The 23322-nt window shown below is 70.8% G+C and carries 17 protein-coding genes; 3 read left to right on the top strand and 14 right to left on the bottom strand.

What is annotated here, in order from left to right:
* Positions 1-332: 332 nt before the first annotated feature.
* From ACWF94_RS08005 to ACWF94_RS07965, 9 genes are all read right to left on the bottom strand, one after another.
* On the bottom strand, positions 333-1145 hold the full coding sequence (locus ACWF94_RS08005) for an HAD family hydrolase (RefSeq protein ID WP_453485812.1): 813 nt from the start codon (positions 1143-1145) through the stop codon (positions 333-335).
* Entirely contained in the window at positions 1142-2419 is a 1278-nt protein-coding gene (gene serS, locus ACWF94_RS08000; RefSeq protein ID WP_453485810.1) for a serine--tRNA ligase, read from the bottom strand. Before serS ends, ACWF94_RS08005 begins: the two co-directional genes overlap by 4 nt.
* 698 nt (positions 2420-3117) lie before the next feature.
* Positions 3118-4053 carry a prephenate dehydratase gene (pheA, locus tag ACWF94_RS07995; RefSeq protein WP_453485808.1) on the bottom strand — a complete coding sequence of 312 codons (936 nt, stop codon included), beginning with the start codon at positions 4051-4053 and terminating at the stop codon, positions 3118-3120.
* Positions 4054-4252: 199 nt separating this feature from the next.
* Positions 4253-5512, bottom strand: coding sequence for an iron uptake transporter deferrochelatase/peroxidase subunit (gene efeB, locus ACWF94_RS07990; RefSeq protein WP_453485814.1), 1260 nt, complete (start codon positions 5510-5512; stop codon positions 4253-4255).
* Positions 5513-5815: 303 nt separating this feature from the next.
* On the bottom strand, positions 5816-7798 hold the full coding sequence (locus ACWF94_RS07985) for a copper resistance protein CopC (protein WP_453485806.1): 1983 nt from the start codon (positions 7796-7798) through the stop codon (positions 5816-5818).
* Positions 7799-7911: 113 nt separating this feature from the next.
* Positions 7912-8397, bottom strand: a complete 486-nt coding sequence (locus ACWF94_RS07980; RefSeq protein WP_453485804.1) for a copper chaperone PCu(A)C — start codon at positions 8395-8397, stop codon at positions 7912-7914.
* The gene (locus ACWF94_RS07975; protein WP_453485802.1) at positions 8394-9065 is read right to left on the bottom strand and encodes an SCO family protein; all 672 of its coding nucleotides are present in this window, start codon (positions 9063-9065) and stop codon (positions 8394-8396) included. Before ACWF94_RS07975 ends, ACWF94_RS07980 begins: the two co-directional genes overlap by 4 nt.
* A gap of 104 nt (positions 9066-9169) precedes the next feature.
* Positions 9170-9934: a YcnI family copper-binding membrane protein gene (locus ACWF94_RS07970; RefSeq protein ID WP_453485800.1), complete on the bottom strand. Its 765-nt coding sequence runs from the start codon at positions 9932-9934 to the stop codon at positions 9170-9172.
* 99 nt (positions 9935-10033) lie between these two features.
* Positions 10034-10834, bottom strand: a complete 801-nt coding sequence (locus ACWF94_RS07965) for a hypothetical protein (protein WP_453485798.1) — start codon at positions 10832-10834, stop codon at positions 10034-10036.
* A 228-nt stretch (positions 10835-11062) separates the two neighbouring features.
* Here ACWF94_RS07965 and ACWF94_RS07960 point away from each other — a divergent pair, with 228 nt between their 5' ends.
* Complete coding sequence (locus tag ACWF94_RS07960; RefSeq protein WP_453485796.1) at positions 11063-11521, top strand: ATP-binding protein; 459 nt, start codon at positions 11063-11065, stop codon at positions 11519-11521.
* A 166-nt stretch (positions 11522-11687) separates the two neighbouring features.
* Here the strand turns inward: ACWF94_RS07960 and ACWF94_RS07955 are convergent, their stop codons facing one another.
* Both ACWF94_RS07955 and ACWF94_RS07950 read right to left on the bottom strand, forming a co-directional pair.
* Positions 11688-13148, bottom strand: coding sequence for an aminopeptidase P family protein (locus ACWF94_RS07955; protein ID WP_453485794.1), 1461 nt, complete (start codon positions 13146-13148; stop codon positions 11688-11690).
* 348 nt (positions 13149-13496) lie between these two features.
* Positions 13497-15218, bottom strand: coding sequence for a PP2C family protein-serine/threonine phosphatase (locus ACWF94_RS07950; protein WP_453485792.1), 1722 nt, complete (start codon positions 15216-15218; stop codon positions 13497-13499).
* 732 nt (positions 15219-15950) lie between these two features.
* On the opposite strand from ACWF94_RS07950, the gene ACWF94_RS07945 reads away from it, so the two are divergent.
* A complete protein-coding gene (locus ACWF94_RS07945) occupies positions 15951-16643 on the top strand; it encodes a bifunctional DNA primase/polymerase (RefSeq protein ID WP_453485790.1) in 693 nt (230 codons plus the stop codon).
* 1407 nt (positions 16644-18050) lie between these two features.
* Here the strand turns inward: ACWF94_RS07945 and ACWF94_RS07940 are convergent.
* The 3 genes from ACWF94_RS07940 to ACWF94_RS07930 all read right to left on the bottom strand — a co-directional run bounded on the left by ACWF94_RS07940 (position 18051) and on the right by ACWF94_RS07930 (position 21025).
* Positions 18051-19049 carry a DUF5926 family protein gene (locus ACWF94_RS07940; RefSeq protein ID WP_453485788.1) on the bottom strand — a complete coding sequence of 333 codons (999 nt, stop codon included), beginning with the start codon at positions 19047-19049 and terminating at the stop codon, positions 18051-18053.
* A gap of 485 nt (positions 19050-19534) precedes the next feature.
* Positions 19535-20134: an ATP-binding protein gene (locus tag ACWF94_RS07935; protein ID WP_453485786.1), complete on the bottom strand. Its 600-nt coding sequence runs from the start codon at positions 20132-20134 to the stop codon at positions 19535-19537.
* A gap of 72 nt (positions 20135-20206) precedes the next feature.
* Complete coding sequence (locus tag ACWF94_RS07930; RefSeq protein ID WP_453485784.1) at positions 20207-21025, bottom strand: glycerophosphodiester phosphodiesterase; 819 nt, start codon at positions 21023-21025, stop codon at positions 20207-20209.
* 227 nt (positions 21026-21252) lie between these two features.
* Between ACWF94_RS07930 and ACWF94_RS07925 the strand changes: the two genes are divergently transcribed.
* Complete coding sequence (locus ACWF94_RS07925; protein WP_453485782.1) at positions 21253-22884, top strand: S1C family serine protease; 1632 nt, start codon at positions 21253-21255, stop codon at positions 22882-22884.
* Positions 22885-23322 lie beyond the last annotated feature (438 nt).

The raw sequence follows: 23322 nt of genomic DNA, 5'->3' as shown, positions 1-23322 counted from the left end.
GGCTGGAAGTGGTGGCCCGGGCTGTTGATGCGAGCCCCGCCTGGGGGTACTCCGCCTGGCTGCGCCGGGGGCACCCCCACCCAGGCGAAGCCCTGGGGGAGATTGAGGCGCGGGGTGCGGCTGCCGATGTCTTGGGGTCCCCGTGTTCGGTGCACCCGCGGGTCGGCTGTTCGGCGTCTGGCTGGTGGGAAGGCACGGCCTTCGGCCGTGTCCTCAAGCGCCGGACGGGCTGGAGTGGCTTGGTCCCCAGTACTCGGCCCTGTTTCAGCCTCGCCGGCGATTGAGGCGCGGGGGTGTGGGGGCGGAGCCCCCGTGAGGTGGTCGCCGCAGGGTCAGGGGGTCAGGAGTTGTTCGAGGGTGATGGCGATGCCGTCCTCGTCGTTCGAGGCGGTGATGTCGGAGGCGACGGCCTTGAGCTCGCGGTGGGCGTTGGCCATGGCGACACCATGCGCGGCCCAGCCGAACATGGGTATGTCGTTGGGCATATCGCCGAAGGCGATCGTGTCGGCGGCGCGGATACCGAGACGGCGGGCGGCGACGGAGAGCCCGGTGGCCTTGCTGAGGCCGAGGGGGATGAGTTCCACCGTCCGCGGGCCGGCCATCACCACATCGACCAGACCGCCGACGGTCTCCTTCGCGATAACGGTCAGGGCGTCGTCGTCCAGCTCCGGGTGCTGGATATAGATCTTGGTCAGCGGGGCCGCCCACAGCTCGTCCAGATCATGGAACGGGATCATCGGAAGCCGGCCCTCCTGGACGTCGTACCCGGGGCCGACCAGGACATCGCCGTGCAGGCCGTCCCGGCTCGCCGCCAGGGCGACCGGACCCACCTCGGCCTCCAGCTTGGCGACGGCGATGGCCGCGAGCCGGCGGTCCAGGGTCAGAGAGGTCAGCAGGCGGTGCTCGCCCGCGTGGTACACCTGGGCGCCCTGACCGCAGACCGCCAGGCCCTGATAGCCGAGATCGTCCAATATGTAACGGGTCCAGGGCACACCGCGCCCGGTGACGACGATATGCGCGGCCCCCACCGCGGTGGCCGCGGTGAGCGCTTCGCGCGTGCGCTCGGAGACGGACTCGTCGCTGCGCAGCAGGGTGCCGTCGAGATCGGTGGCGATCAGTCGGTACGGGAACGGAGTACGGGTCACTTGGCGATCGGCTCCAGAATCTCCCGGCCCCCCAGGTAGGGACGCAACACCGGCGGCACCCGCACCGAACCGTCGGCGAGCTGGTGGTTCTCCAGGATCGCCACGATCGTGCGCGGTACGGCACACAGCGTGCCGTTCAGCGTCGACAGCGGACGCACCTTCTTCCCGTCGCGCATCCGGACGGACAGCCGCCGGGCCTGGAAGCTGTCGCAGTTCGACGCGGAGGTCAGCTCGCGGTACTTGCCCTGGGTCGGGATCCACGCCTCGCAGTCGTACTTGCGCGACGCCGATGAGCCGAGATCTCCGGTGGCCACATCGATGACCTGGAACGGCAGCTCAAGACCGGTCAGCCACTGCTTCTCCCACTCCAGGAGCCGCCGGTGCTCGGCCTCGGCGTCCTCGGGAGCGACGTACGAGAACATCTCGACCTTGTCGAACTGGTGCACCCGGAAGATGCCACGGGTGTCCTTGCCGTACGTCCCGGCCTCGCGGCGGAAGCACGGCGAGAAGCCCGCGTACCGCAGGGGCAGCTTGTCGGCGTCGATGATCTCGTCCATGTGGTACGCGGCGAGCGGGACCTCGGAGGTGCCGACGAGATAGAAGTCGTCCTTCTCCAGGTGGTACACGTTCTCCGCGGCCTGGCCGAGGAAACCCGTGCCCTCCATGGCGCGCGGGCGGACCAGCGCCGGAGTCAGCATGGGGATGAAACCGGCCTCGGTGGCCTGGGCGATCGCCGCGTTGACGAGCGCCAGCTCCAGCAGCGCGCCCACGCCCGTCAGATAGTAGAAGCGCGAGCCGGAGACCTTGGCGCCCCGCTCGACATCGATGGCGCCCAGCGCCTCGCCCAGCTCCAGATGGTCCCTGGGCTCGAAGCCCTCGGCGGCGAAGTCGCGCACGGTGCCGTGCGTCTCCAGGACGACGAAGTCCTCCTCGCCGCCGACCGGCACATCCTCATGGACGAGGTTGCCGAGCTGGAGCAGCAGCACCCGGGTCTCGTCGTCGGCCTCGCCCTGCGCCGTGTCCGCCGCCTTGACGTCGGCCTTGAGCTGTTCGGCCCGCTTCAGCAGCTCGGCGCGCTCCTCGGCGGACGCCTTGGGGATGAGCTTGCCGAGCGACTTCTGCTCGGAGCGCAGCTCATCGAAGCGAAGGCCGGACGACCTGCGCCGCTCATCGGCGGAGAGCAGGGCGTCGACGAGCTGGACGTCCTCTCCACGGGCGCGCTGGGAGGCGCGGACACGGTCGGGGTCCTCACGGAGCAGGCGAAGGTCAATCACCCCACCAGGCTACCGGTGCGCCCTCTTCGACCGCCCACCCGATATTGCCGTGCATTAGGTTCTGCACCAATTAGGGCGATTTGCTGGATTTTTAGATCTTGTATCAGGAATAGCCGTAATGCTTGGTTATGGGAGGTGGCACACCCGTCGCGCCCCGGCCGCATCCCGGCCGTGTTCCGGCCGCGCCCCGGCCGTGTTCCGGCCGTGTTCCGTCAAAGGAGCGCGATGTCATTCGCCGGAACGGGGCAGTCGCCGGGGGCCGGAATTGACCCACTTCCTTTGCGCGGCGGGGCACTTGAGCCGCCGTTGTCCACAGGCATGCGGGCTGGCGAAAAGTTATCCACAGGCTGTGCGGGAGGGCTGTGGATCACGGAAGTGATCATTCCCCGATGAGTGCCTGGTGAGAAGGATGCCCGTCGCAAACCGCCCTATCGCACTCATTCAGGTGGTAATTGCTCGCTCCAAAAAGTTGATCAATGAAATGGAGGTGACGCGAGGGTGGCCGGGCGACCTGTGCCCCTGTGGAGGGATGTGGGGTGAGCGGGGCGATTTGTCGACCACATCGGGGCGGGTTGTCGACTTGTCCCCAGGTCGAGACTCAAGCCTGTGGATAACTCTGTGGATGATGAAAATCGGCAGGTAGGACTGCTTAAGCATGTTTCGGGGAGAGCCTGGGTACTGCGGGGGCTGCCGGAGGTTCAGGCCCGGCCGTCCTGGCAGCGGGCCAGCCAGTCGGACGCCGCCGTGAAGTCCGCGTCCGACGTACCCGTACGGAGGGCGCGTACATCCGCGACCGCCACCCCCGCGCGCGGATACGACCCGAGGAACCGCACCTGAGGGCAGATCCGCTTCAGCCCCATCAGCGCCTCGCCCACCCGCCGGTCGGAGATATGGCCCTCGGCGTCGACGGCGAAGCAGTAGTCGCCGATGCCCCGGCCGGTCGGCCGTGACTGGAGGAGCATCAGATTGACCCCGCGTACCGCGAACTCCTGGAGGAGTTCCAGCAGGGCACCGGGGTGGTCGTCGCGCTGCCAGAGGACCACCGACGTCTTGTCCGCGCCAGTCGGTGCGGCGGGCCTGGCGGGGCGGCCGACGAGGACGAAGCGGGTCTCCGCGTTCTCCGCGTCGTGGATGTCGGTGACCAGCGGCTCAAGACCGTAGGTCGCCGCCGCGAACTCGCCGGCGAAGGCCGCGTCGTACCGGCCCTCCTGCACCAGCCGGGCGCCGTCTGCGTTCGACGCGGCGGACTCCCACAGGGCGTCCGGGAGGTGCGCGCGCAGCCAGTTGCGCACCTGGGGCTGGGCGACGGGGTGCCCGGTCACCGTCTTGACCCCGGACAGCGGGGTCCCCGGCCGGACCAGCAGCGCGAACGCGATCGGCAGCAGCACCTCGCGGTAGATCATCAGCGGCTCGCCCGACGCCAGCTCGTCGAGGGTCGCCGTCACACCGCCCTCCACGGAGTTCTCGATCGGTACGAGGGCGGCCGCGGCGTCCCCGTTGCGTACGGCGTCGAGTGCGGCGGGCACGGACACCATCGGCACCAGCTCCCGGGTGGCCGCTTCCGGGAGCGTACGGAGGGCGGCTTCGGTGAAGGTGCCCTCGGGGCCCAGATACGTGTAGCGCGTGGCTGACATACCGGTCACCCTAATGCGCCCGCCACGGCCTTGTGTCCGCGTCGTCTGTCCCGGCACCCGGGGCCGGGACAGGTCGGCCCGGACTGGATCTCCGGCCCGCCCGCCCCGACCCCCGCACCCGCGTCGGGGCCCGCAAGGGGTCGTCCGCGCCTGCCCTGACCGAGCTGAGGTAAGGGGCGTCGGCCATGGACCGCGCCCCTTACGGCTCCAGCAGCCGCTGCCCCACGTACTCCCCCTTCGCCGCCCCGCCCGGCACGGCGAACAGTCCGCTCGCCTCGTGCCGGAGGAAGGGGGAGAGCGCGTCCCCCCGGTCGAGCTTGCGCTGTACGGGGACGAAGCCGCGCAGAGGGTCGGCCTGCCAGCAGATGAAGAGGAGCCCCGCGTCCGGGGTGCCGTCCGGGCCGATGCCGTCGTGGAAGGAGAAGGGGCGCCGCAGCATCGCGGCACCGCCGTTCTGCTCGGGGGCGGAGATCCGGGCATGGGCGTTGGCGGGGATGACGGGCTTCCCGTCCGGGCCCAGCTCGTCCAGGGCCGGATCGGTCGTCTCGTCGCCACCGGTCAGCGGGGCGCCGTCGGACTTGCGGCGGCCGATCACCTGTTCCTGCTTCGGCAGCGGGAGCCGCTCCCAGTCGTCCAGGAGCATCCGGATGCGGCGTACGACGGCGTACGAACCGCCCGCGAGCCATGCGTGCTCGGTGCCCGAAGGGACGAAGATCCGCTGGTCGAAGTCCGGCTCGGACGGTTTTGGGTTGTTGGTGCCGTCGACCTGTCCCATCAGATTGCGGGTGGTCATCGGCCGGCCGGTGGCACCCGGCGAACGGTTGAACCCGGTCATCTGCCAGCGCACCCGGGCCGCGTCCCCTGCCTCCTTCTGCACGGCCCTCAGGGCGTGGAAGGCGACAAGACCGTCGTCGGCGCCGATCTGGACCCATAGATCGCCGTTCGAACGCCGGGCGTCGAGCCGGTCGGCGGAGAAGGGCGGCAGCGGGTCGAGACCGGACGGGCGCCGGTCCACCAGCCCCGTACGGTCGAAGAAGGTACGGCCGAACCCGAAGGTCACCGTCAGCGAGGAGGGGCCCGCGTCCAGCGCGACACCCGTGTCGGCGCCCTCGGCCGGGCGGCCGGTCATCAGGGTGGCGGCCAGCGCGGACCAGCGGCGCATCAGCGCGGCGGCCTCCCGGCGGCCGGCCCCCGGAGCCAGATCGAAGGCGATCAGCTGGCCGTGGGTCTGGAGGGGGGTGGTGATTCCGGGCTGGTGCGCGCCGTGGAAGGCGACGGCGGTCGAGCCGACCGTGGTCAGCGCGGTCGGGGCGGAGCCGGAGGCGGCCGCGTGGGCCACGGCCCCGCCCGCCGCGCCGAGCGCGAGCCCCGTCGCGCCTGCCGCGCCGGCCGTGCCGAGCAGCCGCCGCCTGGAGATCCCCGAACCGGGCCCGGGGATCCCGGAACCGGACGGGGGGATGCCGGAACCGGACGGGGACGGTCCGCGTACTGGGGACGGTCCGCGTGCCGCGGGCAGCTTGGGCGGCTTGGACGGCTTGGGCGGCTTGGAGGAACCGGCCGCTCCGGACCGTCCCGCTGCGCTGTCCCCTGCCCTGTCCCCTGCCCCGCCCCCGTCCCTGTCCCTGTCCGCCGCGCCGCTTCCTGACGTGCCCCTGTCCCTGTCCGTCGCGCCGTCCGTCGCGCCCTCCGACGCCCCGGCCGGGGCCCCTGAGGGCACACCGGGAAGTCCGCGCTGCGGGATATCGCTGTCACTCACGGAAGATCAACCGATCCTCACGGTCTTGTCGATGGTCGTCTGGTCGATATCGGATGTCCGTACGGTCACCTGGACCTGCCAGTCTCCCGGCATCGGGATCTGCACCGCGCCGGCGCTCCAGTGTCCCGCCGCCAGCCGGTCGGGGGTGATGGGCAGGGGGCCGATCTGCTTGGCCTGGAGAGTGAACGAGATCTTCACCTCGGGCACATCCAGCGGCTTTCCGTCCGGGCGGTCGACCCACAGATGCAGCTCGTTGGCCCCGGGGCTCGCCGGGTCGAGAGTAAGACGTACGGTCCCCTTGCCGTTCGCGCCGCCGGTGTCGAAGGGCAGTTTCAGCTCCGCCGGGCCCTGGGGTGTCGGCTGGGCTTCGGTGCTGCCGCCGGAGCCCGCCCGGCCCGCCTCCTCTTCCGTACGGCCCGGTTCGGTGGTCGTCAGGATGGTGGTCACCACGAGCAGGATCACCGCGATGCCCGCCTCGGCCAGCACGGAACGGCGCAGTCCGGACCGTACGGGGTCGGCGTCGCGCGCCTTCTTCTGCCGGGCGGTGGTCACCGCGACCCGCTGCCGGGCGAGCTGAGCCGCCCGCTCGGGGTCATCGCCCGCGCCGGAGACGACCGCCTCCGGTTGCGCCGATGCCGGTTGCGCCGATACCGGTTCAGCCACCGCCGGTTCAGCCACCGCCGGTTGTGCCGTCTCCGCTTGTCCCGACGCCAGTTGCGCCGTCCAGCGCCGCGAGACCCAGGCGACGCCGAGCATCACCACCACCAGCGCCACCTTGATCAGCAGCAGCTGTCCGTATGACGTCCCCGTCAGCGCCGACCACGAGCCGACCTGCCGCCAGGACTGATAGAGCCCGGTCGCCGCCAGGACGACGACACTCGTGAAAGCGACCCGGGAGAACCGCCGTACCGCCGAGGGTTCGAACGATGGCACCCGGTACAGCGAGGTCAGGATCGCCGCGAGGCCGCCGAGCCAGGTCGCCACGGCCAGCAGATGCAATACGTCGACGGGCATCGCGACGCCGACCTGGATACCGGTCGACGCGTGCTCGGAGAGAGCCCAGGTCGCCGCGATCCCCGCCGCGACGACGGTCCCGCCGACCGCCAGCCCGAAGGCGAGATCCTTCCGCCGACCGGTTTCGTCGCGGTTGGCATCGTCGCCGTCCCGTTTCGCGTACGCGCCGAACAGCACCGCGATGAACAGCGCGGCGGCGCCGAGCAGCAGCAGCCGGGAGACCAGCGCGGCCCCGGTCTTGGTCTCCAGAACGTCCCGCAGCCCGCTGAGGTCGAAGGCGTCGGCGAACTTCCCGGAACCGGTGTACGGGGTGCGCAGCAACAGCAGTGCGAGGGTCGAGACGGTCAGTGCCGTCCACCCCTGGACGACGAGCCGCTGCAGCGGCCTGACCGCGGCCCCGCGCCGCCAGCAGAGCAGAATGAAGGAGGCACCGCCGACCATCAGGACGAAGCCCGCGTACGCCACGTAGCGCGCGACGTCGTAGAGTCCGCCGACCAGGCCGCCGCCCGCCTCCTGGGAGGGCAGCTCGACATCGGTCTTCGACGGCGCCCCGATGGAGAAGGTGAACGCGCCGGAGATGGGGTGGCTGTCCGCCGATACGGCCTGCCAGGCCACGGTGTAGGTGCCCTGGGGCAGACCGGGCAGCAGCTCGACGGCGTAGCCGGGCCTGCCGCCGGTGGAGATCTCGCGGACGGCGGCCTTGTCCGCCCGTTTGCCGCTGGGTTCGAGGACCCGTATCGAGTTCTTCCCCATGGCGATCTTCTCGGAGAAGGTGAGGGTCACATCGGCGGGGGCGGTGGCGACCACCGCCCCGTCCCGCGGATCGCTCCCGGTCAGGGCGGCATGGGCCGACGCGGGGCCCGCGGCGGCGAGCAGCGCGCCGAGGGCCGTGCCGACGAGTACGGCCGTCGCGAGCAGCGTACGGACGAACTGCCGCACCGGGAACGGTCCGAGGCGCGGGGCGGTGGTTGTCATGGCGTGGTCGGTCCCCTCATCGCTCAGTGCTTCTCATCGCTCAGTGCTTCATCGATCGGGGCTTCATGGATCAGTGCTTCATCGAGCGGGCTTCGGTGCTCAGTGCTCAGCGCTCAGTGCTTCGCCGGGTGGTACGACGCTTCTTTGACCGGAAGCTGGACCGAGATCGGGTCGGACTTCTCGAAGCGCAGCTCCACGGAGACCTTCTCGCCCCGCTTCGGCCGCTCCTTGAGCTTCATGAACATGAGGTGATTGCCACCGCGTTCAAGATCCAGCCTGCCGTCGGCGGGGATGTCGAACGACTCCACCTTCCGCATCTTCTGGTCCTTGGACTCGTGGATCGTCACATCGTCGGAGAGCGCGCTGCGGACGGCGGTGAGCTTGTCGGCCGCGTCGCCGCTGTTGTGCACGGTCAGGAAACCCGCCGCCATGTCGCCGACCGGCTGGGGCATGAACGCGCCGTCGACCTTCAGCTCGGGCTCGTCGGTTCCGCCCGAGCAGCCCGCGAGCACCAGTGCCGTACTCAGGGCCAGGGCACCGGCCGGAGCCGTACGACGGAACCTGGAACGGGAGCGGGGTCCGCCGGCCGGGCGCTTCACGGCTTCTCCCCGCGGACGAGCTTCGGCAGATCCTCGGCGAAGTCGTCCGCCGATGTGCTCTCGCCGTAGAGGACGTATCCCTTGTCCGTCTTCGGCGAGAACGCGACGACCTGGGCGCCGTGCATGGAGACGACCGAGCCGTCCTTCTCCTTCTTCGCCTCGTCGATGCCGATGCCCATCTGGCGCGCGCCCGCCTGGATGGTCGGGAAGTCGCCGCTGAGCCCGATGAACGACGGGTCACCGGCGCTGGGCAGCCACTTGCCCAGTTCGGCCGGGGTGTCGCGGGCCGGGTCGGTGGTGATGAAGACGACCTGGAGCTTGTCCTGGTCGGCCTTGGGGAGCTTCTTCTTGGCGATGGCGATATTGCTCATCGTCAGCGGGCAGACGTCGGGGCAGTTGGTGTAGCCGAAGAAGATCATCGTCGGCTTGCCCTTGGTCCGCTCGCGCAGGTCGTACTCCTGCCCCTTGGTGTCCGTCAGGACGAGGTCGGGCTTGGTGTACGGCGAGTCCAGCACGGTCCCGGCCACGGACTTCTCCTGCTTGGAGATGTCGGCGATGGAACTCTTCGTGGTGTTCGAGTCCGAGTCCGAACCGGAGTCGGACGAGCAGGCGGACAGGGTGAGGGCGGCCACGACGAGCGTGGCCGCCAGTGCGGTCTTCGTGCGCATGGAGAAATGCCTCAGGTTTGGTCGGGGTCGGTACGGAGCCGGTGTGCCAGGCGGTGGGCCGGGCAGTTGTCAGGCGGTAGGCCGGCCGGTGTGCCGGGCGGTTGTCAGGCGGTGCGGCGGCGGCCGGCCAGGACACCGAAGGCAACGCCCACGGCGCCGACCAGGATGCCGACGACCGCCAGGACACGGGCGGTGGAGTCGGAGTCGTCGGTCGATGCGGTACCGGACTTCTCGTCCTGCCCGGCCTTCTCAGTGTTCTTTGCGTCCTCGGCGTCCTTCGCACCGGCCCCGTGTCCGTCGCCCGCGGGGGCCGAAAGCGCCAGGACCGGCGCGGGCGAATCGGGCTCGGCCGCGCCCTCCTTCGGCTCCTCGATCCAGCGGACGACCTCGTTGTTGTCGTACGTCTGGAGGGCCTTGAAGACCAGTTGGTCCGCCTTCTCGGGGAGCTGCCCGAGGGAGACCGGGAACTGCTGGAACTGCCCCGGTTCGATCTTGGAGCCGTCGGCGGTCCAGGTGACCTTGGAGACCGCCTCGGTGATCTGCCTGCCGTGCACCGTGAGCGGCTTGGCCAGCTTGGACTTGGTGACCGCGACCTTCCAGCCGGGCACGGGCTGCGGCATCACCGACGCCAGCGGGTGCTCGGTCGGCAGGCTGACCTCCAGCTTCACGGTCGAGGCGGCATCGCGCTCATTGGGGACCTTGAAGTTGACCGTGGCGTAACCGCCCCGGGCGGCCTCGCCCTGCGGCTGGACGGAGACATGCGCGAAGGCGGTCCCGGAGAGCAGCAGTGGGGAGACGGCGGCGACCGCCGCGACGGCGAGCACCCGGGAGACGCGAGAGGTCCGGGAGACGCGGAAGGAAGGACTCATGGCGAAGACACTCCACAGTGAGGAGGAGAGACGGAGGGGTGCCACGGCGCGCGGGACGCGCGCGGGCACGACGGCCGCACTCCCGTCGAGTGGGCCGTGTCAGGCTGCGAGAGCGAGCCGCGTCGCGGGCGGCCCGCGCCTGATCACCGTGTGCTGGAGTGCTTCGCCCGCCGCCGTCGGCGGTGGCGCGTCCGTGGCCCGCTGGGCGCCCGCCCCGGGCACCGGAGTCCGTACGAGACCGCGCCGGAGCGCCCGTACGAGCGCGAGCGCGGCGCGCAGCGGACGCAGCCAGGCCGCCGCGGCGACCTCCTGCGCCGGGCTCGCGGACAGCCGGATGAGCCGCGCCAGCGCCAGATCCCCGCGCCGCAGCAGCCAGCCGGTCGCGAGCGCGGCCAGCAGATGCCCCAGCAGCATGGGCAGGGATGGCAGCAGCTCCGGCTGGGCCGCCGATGCCGTATGAGCGCCGTGGGGCTGGATGCCGTGGGCGGGCGGGTCGATACCCGCCGTGGTGACGATCCGGTGCGCGTCGGTCGGGCTGAGCGAGGTGGCGCCCGACCCGCAGACCAGCTTCGCGGCCAGTCTGATCAGCGCGTCGTCGGCCGTCGGCGCGAGACGCAGATCGTGCTGGCCGACGCCGAACAGCGCGTGCAGGACGAGCTGCCCCGCCGCCAGCGCGGCGGCGATCGACGGCAGGGAGCGTGCCCGGCCCGTGAACGGCACGACCAGGACGAAGGTCGTGACAAGTCCGACCGCCAGCGCCCACCACGGGACCGTCGCGCAGGCGGCCACCGCATGCCCTGTCGCGGCCAGCGCGACACAGACCGCGGTGAAGACCGCGGCCCTCAGCAACCGGGGGCCCGCTCCGGCGCGGACACCGGACGGGGGCGACGGGGACGACATGGCCGGGTCATCATCGCACTGCGACCCGAACCTCCGTACGGCAGGTCCGGAAGGTCCTCTTTGGCCACGTCACCAGCGATGTTCGGACAAATTTCCGCCTTGACATACACGGCCAACCCGGTGGTGCGCGTCCGCCGAATGAGCGCAATCACACCGACTGTGTGCTTACGGACCCTGCTCGGGGGCAATACGTAACGGTATGTCGAGCCGCAGCCAGGAGGCTGGAGCATGAGCATCTGGTGGTCTCTCCACTTGCGGCGCGAAGCTGCGAGCATTCCGCTCGCCCGGCGTCTCCTGCTCGGCACGATGGAGACAGCGGGGGTGGACCCCGATATCTCGTTCGATCTCTCCGTCGCGCTGAGCGAGGCGTGTGCGAACGCAGTGGAGCACGGTGGTGGCCAGGGCCCGGGGGAGATCTCCGGGGCGTACCGGGTCACCGCGTATCTGGACGGCGAGAAGTGCCGTATCGAAGTGGCCGATTCCGGTCCCGGCTTCCCCGCCCGGCAGGGAGGGTGCGCCCACACCAGGGCGCAGGCGCCGACGAGCGCCGAGAGCGGGCGCGGACTCTGTCTGATCGAGCAGTTGGCCGATCATGTGCACTTCGGCAACAGACCGGGGCGGGGCGCGGTGGTCAGCTTCGACAAGGTCCTCAAATGGCGGGAGGACGCGCTGCTCAAGGTCTCGTGAGACCTCGCGCGAGCGCGCCCTCGCCGCTGGCGGCCCTGCTGGGCGGAAGTCCCGGCCGGGTCAGCCCGGCCGGTTGCCCGGTTGAGCCTTGCCGGGTCGGCCGGGGTCTGTCCGGGTCAGTCGGGGCAGCCCTGCCGGTTCAGCCCTAAGGGCCGGTCCCGCCGGGTCAGCCCTGCTGGACGGACGCCATCCACGCCTCGACCTCGTCGGCCCGGCGCGGCAGAGCAGCGGACATGTTCCGGTTGCCGTCCTCGGTGACCAGGATGTCGTCCTCGATCCGTACGCCGATGCCCCGGTACTCCTCGGGCACGGTCAGATCGTCCTGCTGGAAGTACAGCCCCGGCTCGACCGTCAGACACATCCCCGGCTCCAGGGTCCCGTCGACATACGCCTCGGTGCGTGCGGCGGCGCAGTCGTGGACGTCCATGCCGAGCATGTGACCGGTGCCGTGCAGGGTCCAGCGGCGCTGGAGGCCCAGTTCGAGCACCCGCTCCACCGGGCCTTCGATCAGCCCCCACTCGACGAGCCGCTCGGCGAGCACCCGCTGGGCCGCGTCATGGAAGTCGCGGTACTTCGCGCCGGGCCCGACCGCCGCGATCCCGGCCTCCTGGGCGTCGTAGACCGCGTCGTAGATCTTGCGCTGGAGTTCGCTGAACCGGCCGCTGATCGGCAGGGTGCGGGTCACATCGGCCGTATAGAGGCTGGTGGTCTCCACACCGGCGTCGAGCAGCAGCAGATCGCCCGAGCGGACCGGGCCGTCGTTGCGCACCCAGTGCAGCGTGGTGGCGTGCGGGCCCGCGGCGCAGATGGAGCCGTAGCCGACATCGTTGCCCTCCACCCGGGCGCGCAGGAAGAACGTTCCCTCGATATAGCGCTCGCTGGTGGCCTGGGCCCGGTCGAGGACCTTGACGACATCCTCGAAGCCACGGGCGGTGGAGTCGCACGCCTTCTGCAGCTCACCGATCTCGAACGCGTCCTTCACCGCGCGCGCCTCGGAGAGGAAGACGCGCAGCTCCTCGTCGCGCTCGGCGGTGACCTTGTCGGTCAGCGCGGCTTCGACACCGGCGTCATGGCCGCGTACGGCACGGACCGGCCCGGTCGCCTCGCGCAGCTTCTCGGTCAGCTCACGCACATCCTCGGCGGGGATGCCCAGCAGCTGCTCGGCCTCCGCGAGGGAGTGGCGGCGGCCGACCCACAGCTCGCCCTGGCCGGACAGCCAGAACTCGCCGTTCTCCCGGTTGGAGCGGGGCAGCAGAAAGACCGTCGCCCGGTGGCCGTCGGCGGTGGGCTCCAGCACCAGGACGCCGTCCTCGGTCTGGTCGCCGGTCAGATACGCGTACTCGGTGGAGGCGCGGAACGCGTACTCCGTGTCATTGGAACGGGTCTTCAGATTGCCCGAAGGGATCACCAGGCGCTCACCGGGGAAGCGCGCCGAGAGCGCGGCCCGGCGGGCGGCGGTGTGCGCCGCCTGCGCTATGGGCGACAGATCGTGCTGCTCGGTGTCCGCCCAGCCGCTCGCCATGTTCTCGGCGAGTTCGTCCGAGACACCCGGGTACAGACCGTTCTTACGCGGCTTGATCGGCTGCTCTTCTTCTTCCGGGGTACTCGGGGTGAGCTCCTCGGCCACGTCTGCCTCCTCGATACAACACTGGACCGGACTCCATCGTATGTGCGACGTGAGTACAGCCTCGCGAGGTGTGAGAAGTCCGTCAAAACGGGCGCGAGCCTACCTTGGCTTCGCGGCCGAAAACCGCCCCCGGCCAGGCATGGGCCGCCGGTCGAAGCGACCGGGCAACGATGCCGTGAGCCGGACGGACCAGTCGGAACCGGCGCCAGCCGAAACCGGGGTCAGTCGGAACCGGCTTCAGCCGAAGTCGGCGCCAGTCGAAACCGGCGTCAGCGAAGCCGGCGACCGGCGGAGCGGGCGCCAGCCGAAGCCGGCGACCGGCGGAGCGGGCTTGTGCCGGAGCGGGCGTCAGGCGAAGCGGGCCGCGAGCAGGACGACGTCCTCGTCGCTGCCGTACCGGTCCAGCCCCTCAGGGAGCACCCTGGCCAGTACATGGTCGGCGACCGCACCCGGGTCCTGGCGCTCCGCCCTCGGCACACTCGCCGCAGCCGCGTGCAGCCGGGCGAAGGCGCGGTCCATCGGGTCGCCGGTGCGCCGCAGGAGCCCGTCCGTGTAGAGCAGAACCGTCTCGCCCGGCTCAGGGCTCAGCTCCACGCTCGGCGCCTCCCAGCAGGCGAGCATTCCCAGGGGCGCGGACAGCGAGGTCTCGATGAACTCGGTGCGCCGCTCGCCGACCACCAGGGGCGGGGCGTGCCCGGCCCCGGCGAGCACGATCTTCCTGGCCGCCGGTTCCGCGTAGGCGAAGAGCGCGGTGGCGGTACGGGCCGGTTCGGTGAGCCGCAGCAGCAGTTCGAGATCGGAGAGTACGGCGACGGGGTCCTCGCCCTCCATCACGGCGTACGCCCTGAGGGAGGCGCGCAGCCGCCCCATCGCGGCCAGGGCGCTCGGCCCCGAGCCGCTGACCGAGCCCACGGCGAGGCCGAGCGCGCCCTCCGGCAGCGGCAGCGCGTCGTACCAGTCGCCGCCGCCGCGCGGCCCCGTGCGGTGCCGGGCGGCGAGCTGGACCCCCGGGACCCGGGGCAGTCTGCTGGGCAGCAGTTCCCCGGCGACGGTCGCCACGGTCTCGCGCGCGTGCTCCAGCTCCAGCAGGCGGGCCAGATGCTCGGTGGCGTACCGCATATAGAGGCCGACCAGATGGCGCTGGCGCTCCACGGGGGCGGCAGGCTCGTCGTAGATCCATACGGCGGCGCCCAGGGTGCCCGCCGCCCGGGACGCGATCGGCTGGGTGTAACTGGCGGCGTAGCCGAGGCGGACGGCGACTTCGCGGTGGCGGGGGTCGAGCGTCTCGTCAGCGAGCAGATCGGGATGCGCGACGGGCTCCGGCAGCGCACCGGCCCCATCGGAACCGAACCCGTCGGAACCGAACCCATCGGAACCGGCCCCGTCGGCGGTGGGCGCATCGACGGTGGACCTGTCGGCGCCGAACCCGTCCGCGCCGGGCCTGTCAGCGCCGACGCCGTCGGGAGGACGGCCTTCCCCGCCGGGGCCCGCGCTTGTCCTGTTCTGTACGGTCGGGTCCGCTCCGGCGGTCCGGCCCGGGGTGGCGGGGTCCGCTCCGGCCGTACGGTCCCGGGCGATCCGGCCGGTCTGGCCAGACCGGCCGGTCTGGGCGGTCCGGGCCTCCAGGATGCGGCCGTACGCGGTCGCCGAACGCGGGACGGTCTCGATATGCCCCAGTTCGGCATGGGTGAGCCCGAGACCCTTGGTGAGGGTGGGGCCGGAGGGCCGGAGACGGCCCTCCCGGTCCGGGTGCGACGGGTCCGGCAGCGGTTCGAGGACGACCATGCCGCGCCGGGCGCCGACCAGAGCGGCACCGGCGTTCAGCAGTTCCCGCAGCGCGGTGTCCAGCGAGCCGGTTCTGGCCAGGCGCTCGGTCAGCTCATGGAGGGTGGTGAGATCGGAGACCCAGCCCGCCAGCCGGTCCTGGATGACCGCGCCGGGAGGGGGCTGGGGAGTGCCCTCGGGAGACGTCGGTGGGGCGGGCAGTGCGGGCAGAGCCGCCGCAGTGTGCGTGGAGTGGAGAGCAGCTGAGTCGATTCCGGCCACTTTCGGCAGGTGAGGGGCGCTCATAGCAGCCGGCTTTCCGACTGGCGTGTTTCGCTCAATAGCATCGCAAACCCCCATGTCATTCTGCGCCGCTACGAATGCATCCACATGTACACGTACATGGAAGGGGATGTCCAGCATTGCACCAGTGGGATTGGTGGTGTCTGGGTTACCTTGAGCCGCCCTTGAACCAATCTTGAACTTGGCTGAAAAATGCACCTGGTGGAGGTCAATTGAGGTCGACTGAGGGCGTTCGGCAGTGGATCCCTCGGTGGATCTCCCCGGAGCACGGTCCCCGGAGAGACCTCGGCGGAAAGCGTCATACCAAGCGTGATGGGTACGTAGACGGTGATGGCCAGGGGCAGTTGGGACCGCCCCGGGAACCTGGCGAGCGGCTCGGGCGTCCTTATACCCGTAGGCCGCGCCAGAATCCACGGCAGATCCCCGCGCGTCCCCACGCGAGTGGGGTTGATCCGAGCGAGCACCCGGCGCGCGCCACCCATGGCGCCGTGCGGGCAATGGACCACAGCCCACGTTCGGCCCCCGGTGGCGATCCTGCCGCAGGCGAAGCGGGGTCGCTCCGAGCCACCCGGCAGGGGCGGTCACCCGCCGATCAGTACGTCCTCGTATGACTCGCGTGTCTCGTGTGAAGGGGCATGACGGGGCTTACGGAGTACGTATCTTGTACGCACAGTGAAGAGCTGCACACATGGTGTGATGTGGACCTCGGCGTTCAACGGAAAGGAACGAGCGCTCATGCGCGAGATCCTCGGAAGGCGACGCAGGCTCCGGTTCCGGCGCAAAAGGGGGCCGGTCCAGCCGCAACAGCTGGAAGCGGCGCTCCTCTGCGCCACCGAGTGGCAATGGCCCGTAATCCCCGGTGTGGGACTGAAGACGGCCGGCGGTCTCTCCGACCGCGGGCGTGGCTGTGCCTGCCCCGATCCCGAGTGCGTCGTACCCGGCGCGCACCCCTTCGATCCCGGACTCCTCGCGGCGACGACGGACGAGCGCATGGTGCGCTGGTGGTGGGCGAACCGCCCCGCCGCTCCGGTCGTCCTCGCCACCGGGGGTGACGCACCGTGCGCGGTGAGCCTTCCCGCGGTGGCCGGTGCCCGGGCGCTGGCGGTGCTCGACCGGCTGGACCGGCGGCTGGGGCCCGTCGTGGCGACGCCCACCCGCTGGTCGCTGCTGGTCGCCCCGTACAGCCTCGAACAGCTCGGCGAGCTGCTCTTCGCCAAGGACTGCGTGCCGAGTTCGCTGCGCTTCCACGGCGAGGGGGGCTATCTGGTGCTGCCGCCGTCGGAGACGGGGACGGGCCAGGTCCGCTGGGAGCGGGCACCGCTGCCGGGGTCGGCCACGCCCTGGCTGCCGCGGGTGGAAGCCGTGGTGGACGCCCTGGTGGAGGCGAGCACCAGCGCACCGGACGGCGGCAGCCGGCTCGCGTACTGAGCGAGCGCGCTTCCCTGCCCTCGCCGCGGTGGGACCTCCGGTCGCGCGAGCCCGGTCGCGAGCCCGGTCGCGCGGGCATCCGCGGGGTCGGCCCGGCGCGGGATCGGCCCGCCGGACCCCGTCCGGGGTCGGCTCCATCACTCGTACGGGTTGGAGTCGGCCCGAGTTGTGCGGAAACAGGGCGCGCGGGTCGTGGTGGGTCCGTCCTTCGTGGATATCTTCGATCCACCGTCGATCGACCGCCCCGGACAGCCCGGAGCCCGGACAGCCCGGATATACGTCCGCAGCGGTCGGCGGTGTATCGGTTCACGTAACGGATACCCGGACACCCGCATACCCGGACACGCGGATACCCGCTTACCCGGATCCCGGCTTTTACAACAGGTCAATTCCCCGCGCAGCCGACAGGTGGCCCATGAATCTCCGCATGATCGGGATCGGCTCGGTCGTGGTCGCCGCCTCGCTGCTGCCGCTCGTCGCTGTGGCGGGACCGGTGGACGGACTGCTGTGGCCGCGGCCGGAGAGCGCCGGCCGGTTGCCCGTGGGCGACGGCGGGTCGCGGGAACTGTCGCAGGGACCGTCGCGGGAACGGTCGCGGGAACCTCAGTCGGCACAGGCGCCACAGCCGGTACGCGATTCGCACTCCCCGGGGGAGCCTCAGTCGGCGCGGGAGCCGCTTCGGCAGTCGGCCGAACGGGACCCTGTGCGACGGAACGCTGAGCGCGGAGCCCCGGCCCGGCCCGGCTCCCACGCGCAATGTGGGCCGGAACTCGCCTCTCCCGGCGGGGTCGAGGCCCAGACCTGTGTCCTGGCGGAGGGCGGGGACACCTGGGCGCGTACGTACTACCGCAACGCGACGGGCGCGGAATTGAGTTCCGTACTCACGCTGATGGGCCCCGATGGGCACACTCTTCAGATCAACTGCATGGTAGAGGCGGGCGATGAACCAGGTGTCTGTGAGACTCCCCGGATGCATTCCCGTGGCGGTGCGGAAGTGTTTTCCGCTGGTAGAACCGACATGCTCATGACGTATTCGGCGGTCGCGGAGTTCGCGGCGGCAGACGGCTCGGACGAGGCGCCGCTGCTGCTGAGGTCCGGGAGCAACTCCCGTGAGACCGGGGCCCATTGACACTCCGCTGACGGACCGTCGACGCAGCGTGGGCTTTTCTGGTCGCGGAACGAAACACTCCGCAGAAGAAATAGAGACGCCCAGTCGCTGGCGACGGGGGATGCACCAGCGACCGGGCTTCTAGAACGGTAACAAGAGATCTGCGGTTCGCAAATTCGATCTCGGGTATTCGGACAGCGATTCCGCTGTCGATAGAGCGAGTTGTGACTGGGGTCACTCCGTTTTCGGGACCGGGCCCCCGGGCGGGACCGGTCGGCAGCGCCCCGCCGGTCCGCGACCTAACTCAAGGTGACCTGACGGTTGGTGAGACCGCCCCGGGCGCGGCGCTCATCGGCCGAAAGCGGAACGTCACGGCCAAGAGCGTCGGCCAGCCGCTCGGCGAACCGGCCCGCAGGCTTCTCGCACTCCTCGGCACCCATCGCGCTCGGCAGGTCCCAGACCGGGACCATCAGCCCATGCGCCCGGAACGACCCGACGAGCCGGGTCCCCTCACCGAGCGACGTGCTGCCTGCCGCATGCAGCCGGGCCAGCGCATCCAGCAGTTTCTCCTCGGGGTACGGCATCACCCAGCGCAGATGGTTCTTGTCCGGGGCCTCGCACCAGTAGGCGGCGTCGACACCCGAGAGCTTTACGGTGGGGATCGCGGCGGCATTCGCCCGCTCCAGGGAAGCGGCGACCTCGGGGGTGGAACCCTCCGCGGAATCCGGCACCCAGAACTCGAAACCGGAATGAACTTCTGGCTGGAAGACAGCCCCCGGGTCCAGCAGATCCTGCAGCCGCGGACCATCGCCCGGGGTGCGCTCAGCGCCAACCGGATTGCCCGGCTCCGCCGTCAGCGCGCGGTTCAGGGTGGCCGCGAGATCGCGGCTCAGATCGCCGGACGAGGTGTCGTTCTGCAGACCGAGCAGTACGGAGCCGTCGTCGCGGCGGAGCGCGGGCCATGCCATCGGCAGCACGGTCGCCAGGGTCACGGACGGCACACCGTCCGGCAGTCCGCCCTTGAGCGTGAGCGGCACGGTCGCGGCGGGCACCAACTCCCGCAGCGCGACCCAGTCGCATTCACCGGCCAGCCCCTCGAACGGCCGCTGGATCAGCTCGGTCACGGCATGCGCGGCGGCCCGCCCGTGGCACGCCTTGTACCGCCGCCCCGACCCGCACGGGCAGGGCTCACGGGCCCCCACCACGGGCACGGGCTCATGGGTGCCATGGCCACGGGCGCGGTCCTGTGACTGCGGACGAGGCTTCGATGCCTTGGTCTGAGGGCGCTTCTTGGCCATGGTGCGGTTTCTCCCGATAGCGGTGCTGTCTGCGCGGCGGCGCTGTGCTCTGGCGTACCGGGGAGCCTAGCCGTCCCCCGCCCTCGGGGTGGCACGGCTCCCGGGGTCCCCGGGGTGGCAGCTCCGGGACCTGCCGGCACCGCGCCGCACTCCACCCCGTCCCACGCGCTTGCCCTGCCGCGTACTTGCCCCTGCCCGTACTCGGCCTGCCCGTACTTGCACCGACACGCCCACGTCCGACGCGAACCCCCGGACCGGCGGTGCGCCTGGCCGACGGGACCGTAACCATTCGGACCGTGCGTGCCGAACCCGCCGTACGCCCGACTCGTACATCCCGGCCGTTCCCTCGCCGCAGAGCACCACGACAGCCCGCGACGACCGACAGACCGTCACGACAGCCCGCGACGACCGACAGACCGCGATATCAGGGACCCCCACGGCCGGCTGTCACAACAACCCCCCACGGCTCCTCCGGCCCGGACACCTCAGCCGAGGTCGTCGCAGACCTCCGCGAAGTCGAAACCGGGGGCAGTGACGCGCGTAGCAAAATCTTCGCGGTGATGTCCTTCCGTAACGATCACCCACACGGTGACCTCGCCCGCGGCGCTGTCGCGGACGCCCCAGTCCTTCGCCAGCGCGCTGATGATGGTCAGCCCGCGCCCGCCCCGGGCGGTGACCGAGGGCGTGGCGGGAACGGGCCGGGTGGGACCGCCTCCGTCCGTCACCTCGACCGTCAGTCCCCCCGTACCGTCGACGCGCCACGCGGCGCGGACGTTTCCCTCTCCCATCTCCGCGTGCCCCAGCGGTCTGCCGTGCCGGCAGGCATTGCTGAGGAGTTCGGAAAGAATAAGAACTGCATCGTCGACGACCGATTCCGGCACCCCGCTGCGGCGCAATTGCTCGCACATACGATGCCTTGCCTCACCCACGCCCGCAGGGCCATGGGGTACGGCCATGCTCGACGACGTGGGCACCTGCTGTGCCACCACCAACGCCACCCCCGAGACCTCCTTTGCCCCACGCCACCGTGTGAATGCCCCAATGGACTGGACCGGAAACCGTTCGAGCGGAGACCGGTGACGCACTCCTGACGTCCGAGTACGGACCGAACGCGCCGGTGCACTCCCTGTAGTCGAAGCGGCCTGTCGGGCCGTCCGTCAGAGGCGGCCGAGCTGGGTCAGCACCTGCCGCGGCCGGTTGGTGATGATCGCCTCCACGCCGAGCCGGACGCACAGTTCCACATCCTCCGGCTCATTGACCGTCCAGACGTGGACATGGTGTCCGGCCCGGTGCAGCCGGGCGATGTAACCGGGATGATTACGGACGATCCGGATTCCGGGTCCGGCGATCCGCGCCCCTGCGGGCAGCCGCCCGTCACGCAGCCGAGGACTCACGAACTGCATCAGATAAACGGTGGGAATCGTCGGCGCCGCCGCCGCGACCCGGTGCAGCGAGCGGGCGGAGAAGCTCATGATGCGTACGGGCGAATCCTCGGCCGATACCGGCCTCGCGAGCCCGAACCGGTGGAGGAGCTGGAGCAGCCGCTCCTCCACCTGGCCCGCCCAGCGGGTGGGGTGCTTGGTCTCGATGGCCAGCTCGACGCGGCGGCCGGAGTCGGCGACGAGTTCGAGCAGCCGTTCCAGGGTCAGTACGGAGGTGAGGGACGGGTCGCCCCAGTCGGGGCTCTCGGCGGAGTCCTCGTGGCCCTTCCAGGTGCCGAAGTCCAGGGCCGCGAGGTCCGCCAGCTCCAGGGCGGAGACGGCGCCCCGGCCGTTGGATGTGCGATTGACGCGGCGGTCGTGGACACAGACGAGATGGCCGTCGGCGGTGAGGCGCACATCGCATTCGAGGGCGTCGGCGCCGTCGTCGATGGCCTTCATATACGCGGCGAGGGTGTGCTCGGGGGCGTCCTGGGACGCTCCTCGGTGGGCGACGACCTGGATGTTGTGCTGCCGAGCTTGGGTCACCCGCGTCATGGTGTCACCGAGACGGGGAAGGCGTACGCCGGGGGCGGTCGGCGGGCGGGTCCGTCACCCTGAGGGTGCGCCCGTTTTGTCGTAAGTAAGTGATGGCGGAAATATGCACAGGTCCTGCTTACAGTGGCCTGACGAGCAGTGGGAAATGCTGACCGGAGACAAGTGGCACCGGGCGGACGGCCGCCGAGTGATCGCCGATGATCGAAGTGGAACCTGAGGAGAGAGCTGTGAGCACCGAGAACGAGGGCAACGAGGGCATCGCGCAGCCGGCCGCCCCGTCCGTACCTCCTGTGCCGCCGGCGGCTCCTGAAGGAACGCCCGCCCCTGGCCCTGCTTCCGCCCCCGCATCGGCCCCGGCACCCGCCGCGGGTTCCCCGGCCCCGGCACCCGGCCCCGGCCCTGCCCCCGCCCCGGCGCCCGGCCAGGGCGGGCACGTCCACGCGGCACAGGACGGCCCTGGCGGCCCTGGCGGCCCCTACGACCCGGCGGCACCCGGACCCGGGCACCCGCACCGCCCGGATGAGCCCACCGCACCGCAGCCCGGTCCGTTCCCTCCCCCGCCCGCGGCACACCAGCAGGCCGGAGGCTGGCCCCCGCCCCCGCCGGCCGTCCCCTCCTACGCCTCCCACGGCTCCCATGCCTCCCACGGCGGCGACGGCCCCGGCTGGGGCGCCCCGGTCCAGGTGGGCGGCGAGCCCCGGCGCAAGCGGTCCAGCGGACTGGTCGCCGCTGTCCTGGTCGCCGCGCTGGTGGCGGGTGGCGTCGGCGGCGGCATCGGCTACTGGGCGGCCGAGCGCAACGACGACAGCGTCAACTCGACGACGGTCTCGGCGGCGGACACCCCCAAGGACATCAAGCGCGAGCCGGGCACGGTCGCGGCGGTGGCGGCCAAGGCCCTGCCGAGCGTGGTCACCATCGAGGCGAAGGCCCAGTCGGGCGGCGGCGGAGGCGACCTCGGCGGGAGCGGCGAGCCGGAGGGCGGCACGGGCACGGGCACAGGCTTCGTCTACGACCAGGAAGGCCACATCCTCACCAACAACCACGTGGTGGCCTCCGCGGCGGAGAGCGGGACCCTCTCGGTGACCTTCTCCAACGGCAAGCGGTACGACGCCGAGGTCGTCGGCCGGGCCCAGGGCTACGACGTCGCCGTACTGAAGCTGAAGAACGCGCCCACCGGGCTGGCCCCACTCGCGCTGGGCGACTCGGAAAGGGCGGCGGTCGGCGACTCGACGATCGCCATCGGCGCCCCCTTCGGGCTGTCCAACACGGTCACCACCGGCATCATCAGCGCCAAGAACCGCCCGGTCGCCTCCGGCGACGGCTCCAGCAGCAAGAGTTCCTATATGAGCGCCCTCCAGACGGACGCCTCGATCAACCCCGGCAACTCCGGCGGTCCCCTCCTCGACTCGCGCGGCGCGGTCATCGGCATCAACTCCGCGATCCAGTCGACGGGCGGCGGCCTCGGCCAGGCCCAGGCCGGCTCCATCGGCCTCGGCTTCGCGATCCCCATCAACCAGGCGAAGAACGTCGCGGAAGCGCTGATCAAGACGGGCAAGCCGGTCTACCCCGTCATCGGCGCGACCGTCGACATGGCGGGCAAGGGCAGCGGCGCCAAGATCGCCACCGAGGGCGCGGGCGGCACCGCGGCGGTGACCCCGAACGGCCCCGCGGCCAAGGCTGGCCTTAAGGCAGGCGATGTGATCACCGAGTTCAACGGCAAGCCGATCGACAGCGGCCCCACGCTGATCAGCGAGATCTGGAACCACAAGTCGGGCGACAAGGTCAAACTGACCTACGAGCGCGACGGCAAGAAAACAGTCGCCGACATCACCCTGGGCCAGCGCACCGGCGACAGCTGACCTCCCGCGCCTGCCCTGCCCCTCCCGCCGTAACGCTGCTGCGGACCCACCGCCGGGGCCGGTACTCTGTAGGCCGCTCCACGCCGGGTGACCGGCGGGGCGGGGTGGGTTGCCCGAGTGGCCTAAGGGAACGGTCTTGAAAAACGCGAGGCCGTGAAAGCGTCCCAGTCGGCTCGAATCCCACCGCCTCCACAGGTCAGAGACGTACTGGTCAGAAGGGGTGTCCCTCGATAAGGGGCACCTCTTCTGCATGGGGTCTGTCTCACCTTGATCCGGCCTTGTCGCGTTGTGGATCAGTGCGTGTGGACCAGGCGTGGACCAAGAACCGGCGGACCGGAGCCGGGAACTTGCTGGTCAGCGGTCCAATGCGGCCCGAAGCGTGGACCGTACCCAGGACAGCGAAAAGGCGCCATCCCTCCCCACACGGGGGAGGGATGG

The sequence above is a fragment of the Streptomyces sp. NPDC055078 genome, from assembly GCF_053607985.1.
This window is presented reverse-complemented; position numbering and strand designations above follow the sequence as displayed.